13 protein-coding genes are annotated in these 13,655 nt (G+C 66.9%); 7 read left to right on the top strand and 6 right to left on the bottom strand.

Annotation, left to right across the window (positions count from 1 at the left end):
- The first annotated feature begins 8 nt into the window (after nucleotides 1-8).
- The 7 genes from ACP15H_RS21580 (at nucleotide 9) to ACP15H_RS21550 (ending at nucleotide 6,685) form a co-directional block, all read left to right on the top strand.
- Nucleotides 9-881, top strand: coding sequence for a 2-dehydro-3-deoxygalactonokinase (locus tag ACP15H_RS21580; RefSeq protein ID WP_425068190.1), 873 nt, complete (start codon nucleotides 9-11; stop codon nucleotides 879-881).
- A 26-nt stretch (nucleotides 882-907) separates the two neighbouring features.
- On the top strand, nucleotides 908-1,525 hold the full coding sequence (locus tag ACP15H_RS21575; protein WP_425068189.1) for a 2-dehydro-3-deoxy-6-phosphogalactonate aldolase: 618 nt from the start codon (nucleotides 908-910) through the stop codon (nucleotides 1,523-1,525).
- 452 nt (nucleotides 1,526-1,977) lie between these two features.
- Nucleotides 1,978-4,530: an autotransporter outer membrane beta-barrel domain-containing protein gene (locus ACP15H_RS21570; RefSeq protein WP_425068188.1), complete on the top strand. Its 2,553-nt coding sequence runs from the start codon at nucleotides 1,978-1,980 to the stop codon at nucleotides 4,528-4,530.
- 43 nt (nucleotides 4,531-4,573) lie between these two features.
- A complete protein-coding gene (locus tag ACP15H_RS21565) occupies nucleotides 4,574-4,903 on the top strand; it encodes a hypothetical protein (protein ID WP_425068187.1) in 330 nt (109 codons plus the stop codon).
- A 147-nt stretch (nucleotides 4,904-5,050) separates the two neighbouring features.
- Nucleotides 5,051-5,647: a PadR family transcriptional regulator gene (locus tag ACP15H_RS21560; RefSeq protein WP_425068186.1), complete on the top strand. Its 597-nt coding sequence runs from the start codon at nucleotides 5,051-5,053 to the stop codon at nucleotides 5,645-5,647.
- Nucleotides 5,644-5,964, top strand: a complete 321-nt coding sequence (locus ACP15H_RS21555; RefSeq protein ID WP_425068185.1) for a DUF2218 domain-containing protein — start codon at nucleotides 5,644-5,646, stop codon at nucleotides 5,962-5,964. The genes ACP15H_RS21560 and ACP15H_RS21555 overlap by 4 nt, the downstream gene beginning before the upstream one ends.
- Nucleotides 5,965-6,031: 67 nt before the next feature.
- The gene (locus tag ACP15H_RS21550; RefSeq protein ID WP_425068184.1) at nucleotides 6,032-6,685 is read left to right on the top strand and encodes an FABP family protein; all 654 of its coding nucleotides are present in this window, start codon (nucleotides 6,032-6,034) and stop codon (nucleotides 6,683-6,685) included.
- Nucleotides 6,686-6,692: 7 nt separating this feature from the next.
- Here ACP15H_RS21550 and ACP15H_RS21545 read toward each other — a convergent pair whose 3' ends face one another.
- The 6 genes from ACP15H_RS21545 to ACP15H_RS21520 form a co-directional block, all read right to left on the bottom strand.
- The gene (locus ACP15H_RS21545; protein ID WP_425068183.1) at nucleotides 6,693-8,207 is read right to left on the bottom strand and encodes an ABC transporter substrate-binding protein; all 1,515 of its coding nucleotides are present in this window, start codon (nucleotides 8,205-8,207) and stop codon (nucleotides 6,693-6,695) included.
- A gap of 63 nt (nucleotides 8,208-8,270) precedes the next feature.
- Nucleotides 8,271-9,785 (bottom strand): ABC transporter substrate-binding protein, encoded by a 1,515-nt coding sequence (locus ACP15H_RS21540; protein WP_425068182.1) that lies wholly within the window; start codon nucleotides 9,783-9,785, stop codon nucleotides 8,271-8,273.
- Between the two features lie 199 nt (nucleotides 9,786-9,984).
- On the bottom strand, nucleotides 9,985-10,824 hold the full coding sequence (locus ACP15H_RS21535) for an NADPH-dependent oxidoreductase (RefSeq protein ID WP_425068181.1): 840 nt from the start codon (nucleotides 10,822-10,824) through the stop codon (nucleotides 9,985-9,987).
- Nucleotides 10,824-12,071: an MFS transporter gene (locus ACP15H_RS21530; RefSeq protein ID WP_425068180.1), complete on the bottom strand. Its 1,248-nt coding sequence runs from the start codon at nucleotides 12,069-12,071 to the stop codon at nucleotides 10,824-10,826. Before ACP15H_RS21530 ends, ACP15H_RS21535 begins: the two co-directional genes overlap by 1 nt.
- Nucleotides 12,055-12,897: a fumarylacetoacetate hydrolase family protein gene (locus tag ACP15H_RS21525; RefSeq protein ID WP_425068179.1), complete on the bottom strand. Its 843-nt coding sequence runs from the start codon at nucleotides 12,895-12,897 to the stop codon at nucleotides 12,055-12,057. Before ACP15H_RS21525 ends, ACP15H_RS21530 begins: the two co-directional genes overlap by 17 nt.
- Before the next feature lie 11 nt (nucleotides 12,898-12,908).
- Nucleotides 12,909-13,655: an aspartate/glutamate racemase family protein gene (locus ACP15H_RS21520; protein ID WP_425069950.1), complete on the bottom strand. Its 747-nt coding sequence runs from the start codon at nucleotides 13,653-13,655 to the stop codon at nucleotides 12,909-12,911.

The following is a 13,655-nucleotide window of genomic DNA, read 5'->3' as shown; positions in this document are numbered from 1 at the left end:
AGGAGGTCGTGCCGCACCTGATCGCCGTCGACTGGGGCACGAGTTCGCTGCGCGGCGCCCGTCTCGACGAGGCGGGCCGCGTGCTGGAGGAGAAGAGCGCGCCGCTCGGGATTCTCAACGTCCCGAACGGCGATTTTGCCGGCGTGTTCAACTCCCTGTTCTCGGACTGGATGAAGCCGGCGGGGAGCGTCTGTCTGATCTCCGGCATGGCCGGCAGTCGGCAGGGCTGGGCCGAGGCCCCCTATGTCGCCTGTCCGGCCGGACCCGAAGACCTCAAACGCCACCTGCACTGGATCGAGCCGGGGCGCATCGCCCTGGTGCCCGGCCTCAGCGTCGAGCAGGGCGCGGTCCCCGATGTGATGCGCGGCGAAGAGGTGCAGATCTTCGGCGCCCTGCGGCTGGCCGGCCTCGCGGATGGGCTGTTCGTCCTGCCGGGCACGCACAGCAAATGGGCCACCGTGCGGGACGGGCAAGTCACCGGCTTCCGAACCTACATGACCGGCGAGGTCTACGGGCTGCTCGGCCAGCATTCGATCCTCGCCCGAACCCTCGATGCGGAGGCGCCGCTCGACGAGGCTATGTTCCGGCGCGGCGTGACACGCGCCGCCGAGGACGAAGGCCTCCTGCACAACGCGTTCGGTGTACGCGCGCTGGCCTTGTTCGACCGCCTGTCGCCGGCCCAATCGGCAAGCTACCTCTCCGGCCTGCTGATCGGCGAGGAGCTGCGCGCGCAGCGGCTGCCGGCCGGCCGCGAGGTCGTCGTCATCGGCGCACCGGCGCTCACGGCGCGCTATGCTCTGGCGCTGGGACAGAAGGGCGCGACGGTGCGCCGCTTCGGCGCCGAGGCGACATGGGCGGGCTTGAGGGCTTTGCAGGGATGACCATCATCGACAGGTTCGAGGCGGCGATGCGCGAGCTGCCGCTCGTCGCCATCCTGCGCGGGGTGAAGCCCGCCGAAGCACCGGCGATCGGTGAGGTGCTGGTGGAGGCAGGGTTTCGTCTCATCGAGGTACCGCTCAACTCGCCGCAACCCCTCGACAGTATCGCGGCGTTGCGCAGGCGCTTTCCCGACGCCGTCATCGGCGCCGGTACCGTTCTGACGGCCGTGGAGGTGAGGGATGTCGCGTCCGCGGGCGGCGAACTCGTCGTCGCGCCGAACTTCGATCGCGAAGTCGTCGAGGAGACGGTTCGCCTCGGTCTGGCGAGCCTGCCGGGCATCCTGACGCCCACGGAAGCCTTTGCCGCGTTGAAGGCGGGCGCGCACGGGCTGAAGCTCTTTCCCGCCGAACTGGCATCGCCTGCCGCCGTCAAGGCCCTGCTGGCGGTCCTGCCGAAAGGCACGCCGTTGATCCCGGTCGGCGGCGTCGGCGCGGACAACATGGCTGTCTGGCGCGCAGCCGGCGCCGCGGGCTTCGGCCTCGGCTCGTCGCTCTACAGACCGGGCGACGATGCGGCGACGGTGCGCGTCAAGGCGACCACCATCGTGTCGGCCTGGAGCAACCCTGGAAAGCCCGCGAAGGCATGAAGGGTAACTCGCGACGCAATAGTTGTTGCACGACAATCTCCGCTCCTCTGTTGCAAATGCACAGGCTCTGAGGCCACTTTCGCATCGCCTGGAGGTGGGGAGAGGCTGCATTGAACGCGTCGCGTTGCGGGAGGCGCCGGAGGAGCGCGAGAGGGAAGGCCAGCAGAGCCCGGCTGTCGGCCCTGGCCCTGGCCGGGGTCGTATCGTCGATCACGACGGCGTCCGCGCAGGACACGCGCTGGGACTCGATTCTCTCCAACACGAACTGGTACGTGCCGATTCCCAACCTTGTCGCTTACGCCAGCGGCAACCGAAGTGACATCACCAATCCCTTCGCGATCGGAGACCAGACCCTGTGGTCTCTGGGAACCGTCACCAACGGCTCATTCACAGGGATTAGCGCGGCAAGGTTTGCCATAGGTTCGACGGTCACGCCGCCCACGTTCGCTTCCATGCACGGCCTGGTTACCGAGGCGGGGCAGATCCGGATCGAATTCACGTCTCCGGACAGCGCGACCATCGTGGGCATCGGGCAGATGCGCGAGATCGGCGGCGTGCCGCTGATGGAAATGCAGATGATCACCGGCACCTCGCTGCTGGTCACCCATTGGGCCTACATGGCGCCCTACAATCCGGCCGTGTTCACACCGCCCTCGCCGACGCAGTTTGTGAGCGCAGACGTCACCTCGCCGGAATGGCGCTGGACCGCCGGCACGACCTGGCAGGTGTCGAGCCCCACGGTGTTCGGCACGGCTGCGCCCGGCACTTTCAAGATCAAGGGCTACAGCAACGGATACTATTGGGGCGTGGGGGCGGCACCGCCCGACAGTGTCGTCGGCAACTTCACGGTGCTGGGCTCGATGACGCCCGAGGGAAACGTCCTGTTCAGCCTGCTGTTCGGGGCGTCGTTCGACAGTCTTTCGGGCCAGATCACCGGCGATGCCACGACCGGCATTATGGCCCTTCGGGCGTATACCCTGTCCGGCCCGGTCGGCGCTCCGACGACGGCCAGCATCATGCCGGTTTCGACCATTGCCGCGGGTCAGACCTACTTCCTGAGCAATGTCGGTTCGACGGTCATCCCGGCCTTCACCGGCGGCACGCTCCAGATCGATGACGCCAGTGGCGTCTACACCCAGAGTTTCCTGGTCGACGGATCGGCGACCAATCGCCTCGACCTGCGCGGCAACTCTGCCGTCCTGAGCGGCGTGCTCTCCGATGCCGTGCCGGGTACACCGGGCAACCTCATCGTCGCCAATAGCGGCATCGGGGGAATCGTCACCTTCGCCGGGCACAACACCTATACGGGGCTCACGACGATCGATCCCGGCGCCACCCTGTCGGTCGACGGCTCGATCGTCTCGCCGGTCTCGGTCAAGGGCACACTGCGGGGCACCGGCGCGATCTGGGGAGCCACCACGGTGCAGAGCGGCGGCACGCTGGCGCCGGGCAACAGCCCGGGGACGCTCACCTTCGGCGCGCCGGTCACCATGGCGGCGGGCAGCACGCTGTCCCTCGACATCGACGGTCCGGGGAGCGGCACCGGGGCCGGTAATTTCAGCCGCGTGGTGGTGATGGGCGCGGGCAATGGCTTCACCGCCGGCGGCACGTTGCAGCCCGTCCTGCGCGGCATCACCGGCGCCGCGACGAACAGTTTCACGCCGGCCATCGGGCAGCAGTTCATGGTCGTCGTGGCTGAAGGCGGCGTGCAGGGAAGTTTCGCGGGGCTCACCCAGCCAGCGGGCCTGGCGGCGGGAACGCGGTTCGACGCCCTCTATGCGCCGTCTTCCGTAACGCTGGTGGCGACGCCCGCGGCCTACGGCAATCTCGGTGCCGCCGGCCTGCCTCAGACCTCCAACCAGGTCTCGGTCGGACAGGCGCTCGACATCCTGCGTCCCGCCGCGGGCGTTCGTATGTACGGCCTGGCACAGTCGCTTTTCGCGCCGCTCTACAGCCTGCCCGCCGCGTCGATCTCGCAGGCGCTCGATCAGCTTTCGCCCAGCCTCTATGGCGACTTGATGCTGTCGGCGCGCCAGGGCTTTTATGGATTTGCCGATCAGGTGACCCAGCGGCTGGGCACCCGTCGGGCCGGGCAGGGCGGCCTGCAGAACGTTGCCATGGCCTGTGGCGATGCCTGTGGGGGGCTGCCCAACGCTGCGCCCAATACGGTGGCCGGGCCGCTCGGCACGACAGCGTGGCTGTCAGGCTTCGGCCAATGGACGCAGGTCGCGGCGGCCGCCGCCCCCGGCTTCCAGTCTTCACTCGCCGGCGTGATGGCCGGTCTCGACATTGAACTGGCGCCCGGCTTCGTCGGAGGTGTTGCCGTCGGGGGCGGTAGCGCCAACAGCTTCGCCGGCAATGGCGCGACCGCTCTCGGATCGGCCCTGCAGGCGACGGTCTATGGCGAATACGCCACGGGGGCGTTGTTCGTCCGCGGTCTGGCGTCCTACCTGCGCTTCGACCAGACGACGACCCGTCCACTGGGGGCCTGGAGCAGCGTGTCGCGGGACAGCCTCGTCACGACCGGCGTGGGGGGTGAGATCGCGGCCGGTTTGCGAATGGCGTGGGAGGGGTGGGCGGTGGAGCCCACGTTGGGGCTCGCCGCAGCCGGGTTTTCCTCGCCGGCGACGGTCGAACAGAACGCCAGCGGCCTCGCCCAACAGATCGATGGGCAGTCGCTGACCAGCGTGCGCGGAGCCCTGACGCTGCCGGTGAATCGGACCCTCTCGTTGGCCGACCAGCGTTCTCTAGCCTTGCGGGGAGTGCTGGGTTGGGCGCACGAATTCGCGGACGTATCGGCGACGACCCAGGCGGCCTTCGCCGCCGCGCCGGGCGTGCCTTTTTCGACGACCACGGCCCCGATCTCACGCGATTCGGTGCTGGTCGGGCTCTCCGCCGATTACGCCTTCGGCGACGGCATGGCCTTCTTTGCAGGCTGGCAGGCCGCGATCGGCTCGTCCTCGATCGCGCAGACACTTCGCGCGGGGCTGCGTGTGACGTGGTAGAGCGTGGCCCTCGAACACGATGACCCGATACCGGGAGTAAATCATGATCCGCACAATCGTCTGCACGTCTCTGGCGCTGGCTTTGATGGCCACTACGGCTCAGGCCGAAGTGTATTGCCGGGCGGAGGGCATTCCGCGCGGTTGCGTCTGGGCGCCCCATGGCGCCGGTGCGCCGGGTGTCGGCGTGGCCCCGGGTGTCGGTGCCGGGGCTCCAGGAGTGGGCGTTGCGCCGGGTGTCGGCGTCGGCGCCCCCGGTGTGGGCGTCACGCCCGGCGTCGGCGCGGGGGCTCCCGGCGTCGGCGTGGCCCCGGGAAATGGGGTCGACGGAGAAGTGAACCGGGGTGGTCCGGTCAATCGCGCGGGCCGTCGCTGACGCGGCCGGCCATCCTGTGAGGGGTGGCCGCCTCGTTACCTTCGGGTAACTCAAATGCCAAAATCAGAAGGCTGGCTGAATAGCTCTTGTATTTTAGAACATTCAAGATATATCTTGAATATGTTCAAACATACAAAGAGTGAAACAATGCGATCTTCTCATCATCATCATCACCATCACGCGCATGGCGAGGCCCATCGGCATCATTTCGGTCGGCGCGGCTTTGGCCGGCCGGGCCATGGCTGGGACGGCGACACCAGCGACAGAGGCGGCGGCCGCGGCCGCCACCGGGTCTTCGATTCGAGCGAGCTGCGGCTGGTGCTCCTGAAGCTGATCGCCGACGAGCCGCGGCACGGCTACGAGCTGATCCGCGCCATCGAGGAGCTGACCGGCGGCAGATACGTGCCGAGCCCCGGCATGATCTACCCGACGCTCACGATGCTCGACGAAATGGGCCACATCGCCGCGACCAAGTCGGAAGGCGCGCGCAAATCCTTCGCGGTGACGCCGGACGGCACCGCCCATCTCGTGGAGCGCAAGGCGGAGGTCGACGCATTGTTCGCGCGGCTCGCGGAACTTGCCGGGCTCCAGGAGCGCACCGACTCGGCGCCGGTGCGCCGGGCGATGAACAACCTGCGGGAAGCGCTGATCCATCGCCTGGGCCGCGAGGGCGTGCAGAAACAGACGGTCCACGACGCGGTCGCCATCATCGACGAGGCCGCGCAGAGGATCGAACGTCTATGAGTACCGCCAGTATCGCGCGCGTGCCGACGGCGAACGGCAGCCGCTACCTCCAGCAGCTTTGCAAGCACTGGAGCCATAATCTCGAAGTCGAGTTCACGCCGGACCAGGGCAGGGTCGTCTTTCCGCGCAACGCCCGCGGCGCCGACTGGCCGGGGGACGCCACCCTCCAACTGGTCGCTCATGCCGATGTGCTGGAATGCCGCCTCGAGGCCAGTGCCGAGGGTCAGCTCGAAGCGCTCAAGGGGGCGGTCGCGAGCCACATCGATCGCTTTGCCTTCCGCGAGGCGCCCCTCGCCTTCGAGTGGCGCGATGCGTGACAAGCCGCGCGCTTGTTAAGGCCGGGACGGGCTTGCACATTCCGCGCGAGTGCAGCCCGAGGACCCCATGTCGACCCTTCCTGAAGACGTCTTTACCGAACCCGAGGATTTTTCAGCCGACACGCTGGCCAACCTGGGGCCGCTGGCCCGCCTGGCCGGCGAATGGGAGTCCGACAAGGGCATCGACATCGCGCCCAAGGCACCGGGCCCCGAACAGCGCGGCTTCCGCGAGCATATCCGGATGGAGCCGATCGACCCGCAGCCCAATGGACCCCAGCTCCTCTACGGGCTGCGCTACCACATCCACATCAACACCGACGAGGAAGCCATCACCTTCCACGACCAGGTCGGCTACTGGCTCTGGGAGCCGGCCACCGGCCTGATCATGCAGTCGATCGCCATCCCGCGCGGCCAGGTCGTGCTGGCGGGGGGAACCGCGAAGCCCGACGACAAGACCATTTCGGTCGAGGCCAAGCGCGGCGATACCCGCTTCGGCATCTGCTCGACCACCTTCCTCGAGCAGGCGTTCCGCACCGACTATTACCGCATCGACATCACCTTCAACGATGATGGCAGCTGGTCCTACGTGACGCGCACCGACCTCGCGGTCCGCGGCAAGACGCCGGCCTTCAACCACCGCGACACGAACACGCTGCGGCGGGTCTCGGCGCCGGCCCAGAACCCGATGGTCGACCGGCTGAAGAGCGGCAAGTTCGACTGACGGGCGGCTACTTCAGCTTCAGGCCGACCACGCGCACCAGGCCGTCCGGCATGGGCTTGTAGCCCTCCAGCCGGTCGATGTGCGCGATCAGGATCTGCGGGTGATAGAGGTAGAAGATCCAGCCCTCGGCCAGGAATTTGGCGGCGATCTTCTCGTAGATCGCCTTGCGAGCGGCGGGATCGGTGACGGCGCGCGCTTCCTGGTGCCAGGCGTCGATCTCTTTGTCGCAGTACTTGCCCATGTTCTGCGGCGCGCCGCAGGTCTGGTAGATCACCGAATTGCCGTCGGGGTCGCTGCGGCCGCTCCAGGTGTTCATGTAGATCTGGAAGTTGCCGTCCTCGCCCTGCTTCAGCGCGGTCGCGACCTCGGTGACGCGGATCTTGAGGTCGAAGCCGGCCTCGGCCGCCATCGATTGCACCACCTCGGCCACCGCCCGCGTCTCGGGCGTATTGCTGACCATGAAGTCGAGCACGAGCGGTGTCGTTACGCCCGCTTCCTTCAACAGCGCCCTGGCCTTGGCGAGGTCGCGCTTCGGCACCGGGAATTTCTGCTGATAGTAGGAATTCTGCGGACTGACCCACTGGTTGCCCGGCACGAACTCACCGTTGAACACGACCTGGTTGATGGTGTCGCGGTCGAGCGCCAACTCGAAGGCGTGACGCACCCTCGGGTCCTTGCCCAGGGGGTTGTCGGCCTTGGGACCGTTGGCGACATTGGCGAACAAAGCGAACCAGCCCAGCGACACCGCCTTGCTGAGCTTGAGCTTCGGCGCGTCGCGCACCGTCTTGATGTCGGTGGCCAGCACGCGCTCGATCAGGTCGAGGCCACCGGAACGCAGGTTGGCCAGTCGCACGGTCGCATCGACGATCGGCAGGTAGGTGATCCTGTCGATGAAGACCTGGTCCTTGTTCCAGTAGTCGGGGAACTTCTCGACGACGATGCGGTCCTGTTGCACCCGCTCGACGAGCTTGTAGGGACCGGCGCACACCGGCCTGAGACCGAATTTGTCGCCCGCCGCCTCGGCGGCCTTGGGCGACATCATCATGCCGGCGCGATCGGTGAGCTGGGCCAGCAGCGGCGAGAAGGGCTGCTTCAGGTTCAGCTTGATCGTGAGTGGATCGACGACCTCGACGGTGTCGATCGTGCCGATCTCGGGCTTGCGGAACGAACTCTTCATGTTGAGATGGCGGTCGAGACTGTACTTGGCCGCCGTCGCGTCGAAGAGTTCGCCGTCGTGGAATTTCACGCCGGGCCGGAGCTTGATGATGACGGTCTTGCCGTCGGCTGAGGTCTCATGGCCGAGCGCGAGCTGCGGCACGATCGCCAGCTTCTCGTCGATGTCGAACAGCTTGTCGCAGATCGAGGCGAAGACGATGCGCGCGGTGTAGGTCCGCGAGAGGGTGGGGTCGAGAACGTCAGGATCGTCGCCCAGCCCGATGCGCAGATGGCCCTGCGCCGAAGCGGCGGTCGCCGCCAGACAGAGTGTGGAAGCAACGACGAAGCAGCGAGCGATCTGTCCCATGATCCCCTCCGGTCTGTTCCGGAGCGGGAGGGTGCATACGCCGTGCCAGATTCTCCCGGCCCGCTATTTCAGTTTGAGGCCGACCACCCGCAGCAGCCCATCCGGTACGGGGCGGAATCCTTCGAGCCGGACCGTGTGGGTGGCCAGGTTCTGCGGGTGGAAGAGGTAGAAGATCCAGCCCTTGTCGAGGAAGCGTTCCGTGACCTTGCGGTAGATCGCCTTGCGCGCCTCGAACTCGGTGGCGGCCCGCGCTTCCTGATGCCAGCCGTCGAGTTCCTTGTCGCAGTATTTCCCCATGTTCTGCGGCGCGCCGCAGGTCTGGAAGACCACCGAATTGCCGTCGGGATCGCTGCGACCGCTCCAGGTCAGTGCATAGACTTGGAAGTCGCCATCCTCGCCCGCCTTCAGGGCGGTCGCTACTTCGACGACGCGCAGCTTCAGGTCGAAGCCCGCTTCCGCGACCAGCGACTGCACGACCTCGGCGATGGCGCGCGACTCCGGCGCGTTGTTCACCATGTAGTCGAGGCTGAGCCGGCCGGTGATGCCGGCTTCCTTCATCAGCGCCTTGGCCTTGGCGATGTCGCGCTTGGGGATCGGGAAGTCTTTTTGATAGTAGGGGCTCTGCGGGCTGACCCACTGGTTGCCCGGCACGAACTCGCCGTTGAACACGACCTGGTTGATGGCATCGCGGTCGAGCGCCAGCTCGAAGGCGCGGCGCACCCGCGGGTCCTTGCCCAGCGGATTGTTCGACTTGGGCCCGTTGTCCTGGTTGATCATCAGACCGAACCAAGCGAGCGAGACCGAGTTGGCGAGCTTCAGCTTGGGATCGGCGCGCACCGTCGGGATGTCGGTCGCCAGGATGCGCTCGGTGAGGTCGATGCCGCCGGAGCGCAGGTTGGCCAGGCGCACGGTCGTATCGATGATCGGCAGGTAGGTGATCTTGTCGATGAAGACCTGGTCCTTGTTCCAGTAGTCGGCGAACTTCTCGACGACGATGCGATCCTGCTGGACTCGCTCGACGAATCTGTAGGGGCCGGCGCAGACCGGCTTGAGGCCGAACTTGTCGCGCGCCGCCTCCGCCGCCTTGGGCGAGACCATCATGCCCGACCGGTCGGTGAGCTGGGCCAGCAGCGGCGAGAAGGGCTGCTTCAGGTTGAGCTTGACGGTCAGCGGATCGACCACATCGACGCTTTCGACGATGCCGATCTCGGGCTTGCGGAACGAGCCCTTCATGTTGAGGTGGCGTTCGAGACTATACTTGGCCGCGGCCGCGTCGAGCGGCTCGCCGTCATGGAACTTCACGCCGGGGCGAAGCTTGATGAGAACCGTCTTGCCGTCGGCCGACGTCTCGTGCCCGAGCGCGAGCTGCGGCACGATCGCCAGCTTCTCGTCGATGTCGAACAGCTTGTCGCAGATCGAGGCGAAGACGATGCGCCCCGTGTAGGTGCGCGACAGGGTGGGATCGAGCACGTCGGGATCGTCGCCGATGCCGATCCTGAGATGCCCCTGCGCCGAGGCGGTGCTTGCCGCCGCACAGAGCGCCAGTGTCATGAGAAAGCGATGAGCCGTCCGCCGCATGTTGCCCTCCGTCCTGACCGTCCCGGGACTCCAGCACGCGCCGTGCCATGCGGCCGAGCGAAGCTCGGCCGTTGGTGTTTCAAAGAAGGCGAAAGGTCCCTCACTTCGTTCGGGATGACACCATTTTTTTGATCGGCGGACCGCGCAAGTCCAAATAAAATTGTCATCCTGAACGAAGTGAGGGACCCGTAGGGTTTCTCTACCGAACCTCGAATCCCATCTTCGCCAGCGCGGCGCGCAGCGTTTCGCGGCCGTTCATCGCCTTGATCGGGCCCAGCCGGTTCAGCACCCGCTGCGTCCAGGTCGCGGCCTGCAGCTCGTGGCGGGCCGAGAACTTGCTCATCTCGGCGTCATAGGCGACGCGCAGCGCCTCTTCCTTGCTCGCGTCGTAACGCTCGGTGTGGAGCACGACCGCCTGCGGCAGGCGCGGCTTCACCTCGCCCTCGCCCTTTTCCGTGGCATATCCGACGCAGAGGCCGAACACGACGACGGCCTGGGGCGGCAGGCCCAGCAGCTCGGCAACGCGGATCGGGTCGTTGCGCATGGCGCCGATATAGACCGTGCGCAGGCCCATCGACTCTGCCGCAACGACCGCGTTCTGGGCCGCCAGTGCCGCGTCGATCGAGGCGACCATGAAGGTTTCCAGCCAGGGCATGGTCTCGAACGGTGTCTTGGTCGCGTTCGAGATGCGCTGATTGCGCGACATGTCGGCGATCCAGGCGATGAACAGCGGGCACTGCTCGATATGCTTCTGGCCGCCGGCGATCTCGGCCAGCACCTTCTTCTTGGCGGGATCGGTGACGGCGAGCGCCGACCACCACTGCATGTTGGAGCTGGTGGCAGCCGACTGGGCGGCGGCGATCATGCTCTCGAGCGCGCCGGCCGGCACGGGATCGGGCTTGTAGCTGCGCACCGAGCGATGATCGAGCATCGTGGCGATGGTCTCGTTCCACGGTCCGGCCGCGGGCAGGGTGTCCGCGCCATAGCGGCGGGCGAGGGCTTCCGTCTTGGGAGGCGTGGCGGGCGTCAGGGAATCCATCAGGCAATGCTCTCGGGTTTGCGGCGGGTGATCGCGGTGATCAGCGCCAGGAAAATGAAGCCGGTGACGATCATGAAGATGGCGCGCGGCTCGCCATGGTCCATCAGGGACCCGTAGAGCAACGGGGCGATCATGCCGCCCAGGTTGAAGCCGGTGCTGACGAAGCCGAACACCTTGCCGAACGAGCCGGGCGGCGTGACGGCGCGCACCATCATGTCGCGCGACGGCTGGATGATACCGTTGAGCAGGCCGCCGACCGACATCAGAGCGATCAGCGCGAAGCCCGGCATGTTCACCCAGGCCATCAGGATCGCCATGGTCGAAGTGCAGGCGAAGCCGATGGCCGCCACGCGCTCATGGTGCGGGGTACGGTCGGCGATGATGCCGCCCAGCAACACGCCACCGGCGCTGCACAGCAGGAAGCCCGACAGCGCCACGCTGGCCACCGAGAAGGGCGTGCCATGGATCTGCGCCATGCCGACGACGGTGAAGGTCTGGATGCCGCCATTGGCCATGGCGAGGCAGAAGAAGAACAGCAGGTTGCGCAGGATCGGCGCGCTCAGCAGGAGGTCGAGCCCGACCTTCTGGCCGCTGTCCTTGGCCGGCTGCTGCCCGGGCTTGTGCACGACGCGCGGCAGGATGCTGCCCGCGACGATCAACACGAGGGCCGTCGCGATCGACAGGCCGCCCACGAACAGGAAGGCGCCGCGCCAGCCCCACAGGGCCGCACAGGCCAGCGCCAGCGCCGGCGTCACCCCCGAGCCGAGATAGCCCGCGAAGGTATGGATCGAGAAGGCCTTGCCGATGCGCTTGTGATCGATGGTGGCCGACAGGATCGAATAATCGGCCGGGTGATAGACGGTGTTGGCGAGCCCCAGGAAGCCGTAGGCGATGACGAAGAACCAGTAGCCGGGCAGCAGCGCGGCCGCCGCGACGGCGACGCCGCCCAGGATCAGACCTCCGGTCAGCATGGCGCGCGGGCCGACCCGGTCGACCAGGAAGCCGGCCGGCGTCTGCAGCAGGGCGGAAGCGGCGTTGAACGCCGTGAGCGCGAAGCCGATCTCGACGTAGCTGACGCCGAACGCCTCGCGGACTTCGCCGAACAGCGGCGGCAGCAGCATGATGTGCACGTGGCTCACGAAATGCGCCAGGGCGATCAGCGCGATCACCTTGTATTCGCGCACCTTCTTCGCATCGGTGCCGGCCTCGCTGGCCGGCAGGTCGAAAGAGTTACTCGTCGACGACATTGACGCCCAAAGTCCCTATGTCTGAGATCTCGACCTCCAGCCGGTCGCCGGCCTTCATCCACAGTGGCGGCTTGCGGCCGGTGCCGACGCCGTCGGGCGTGCCGGTCGCGATGATGTCGCCCGGCTCCAGCCCGGTCACGGTCGAGAGATATTCGATGATGGTCGCGACATCGAAGATCATGTGATCGGTCGTGTCGTGCTGCACCACGCTGCCGTTCAGCCGCGTGGTGAGTTCGAGCCGCTGCGGATCGGCGATCACATCGGACGTGACCATCCACGGTCCCAGCGGCCCGGTGGCCGGGAAGTTCTTGCCGGCGAAGACCGAATGCTTCTGGAAGTCGCGCACGCTGCCGTCGATGAAGCAGGTATAGCCCGCGATCACCGAGAGGGCGCCGGCGCGCGGGACGTGCCGGCAGCGCTCGCCGATCACGATAGCCAGCTCGCCCTCATAGTCGAAGTGGGTCGAAGCACGCGGCCGCACGATGTCGCCGCCGTGAGCCACGAGCGTATTGTGAAGTCGCGAGAAGACGCTGGGCACGGTCGGCATCTGGCGTCCGACCTCGCCGACATGGCTGGCATAGTTGAGGCCGACGCAGAGGATCTTGCCGGGATCGGGGATCACCGGCAGCAGCTCGACGTCCTCGAACGCGAGAGTGGGCGCGGCGCCTTTCAGGGCGGTGCGAAGTTCGTCGAGTGCTTTCGCCGCGATGACGTCGCGCAAGCCGGACCAGCGCCCGTTCGTGCGCGCCGACAGATCGACGATGCCGCCGTCGACGGCCGCGCCGAATTTGTTCGCGCCCGCATGGCGAAAGCTGACCAACCGCATAGGGACGGACCCTAGGGTGATTGCAGCAGCTTCGAAAGACCTTTGGAGAGTTTGAGGCTGTCCACGGCGCCGGGCTTCGCAAGTGCACCATTGGCGGCTTTCGCCAGCTTCTGCAGCGCGAGCCCCTCGGCCATCGAGATGGCGCAGGCCACACCGTCGAGAAGAGGGGCATCGACCATGTGCTTCAGCTTTGCTGCAAGCCCGGCCAGCCCCGCGCCGCCCAGGATGACCACGTCCGCGCCATCCTCTTTGACGCAAGCGCTGCAGCCTTTTGCCAGCAATTCCATGGCGGCAGTGGGGTTACGCGCGATGTCGGCACCGGTCGGCGCCACGGTGCGCACCGAGGCGAGGCGCGAGGAGAGACCATGGCCCGCCACGAATTCCTCGAGCATCGACTTCCAGCGCTCGCCGCCGGTGACGATGGAGAAGCGGTTGCCCATGGCGCAGGCCTGCAGGATCGACGCATCAGCCATGCCCACGACCGGCACCGGACTGACCTCCTTCAGGGCGGCGAGGCCGGGATCGCCGAAGCAGGCCAGCACGACCACGTCCTTGGGCCCGCGATCGTTGGCATAGGCATCGAGTGCGGCGTGGCTCGCGATGGCATAGGCCGCGCGCGAGGCGATGTAGCGCGGACCGAAGGAGCCGGTGAGCGCCCGCAGGCGCGTGCCCTTGGAGGCAAAGCCCTTCGCCGTCTTGAGGACGAGGTCGGTGATCGACTTCGTCGTGTTGGGATTGATCAGCAGGATGTTCGTCAT

This window comes from Reyranella sp. (genome assembly GCF_965249915.1).
Classification (GTDB): domain Bacteria; phylum Pseudomonadota; class Alphaproteobacteria; order Reyranellales; family Reyranellaceae; genus Reyranella.
Note: the sequence above shows the minus strand (reverse complement) of the source record. Positions and strands in the feature narration are given on the sequence as shown.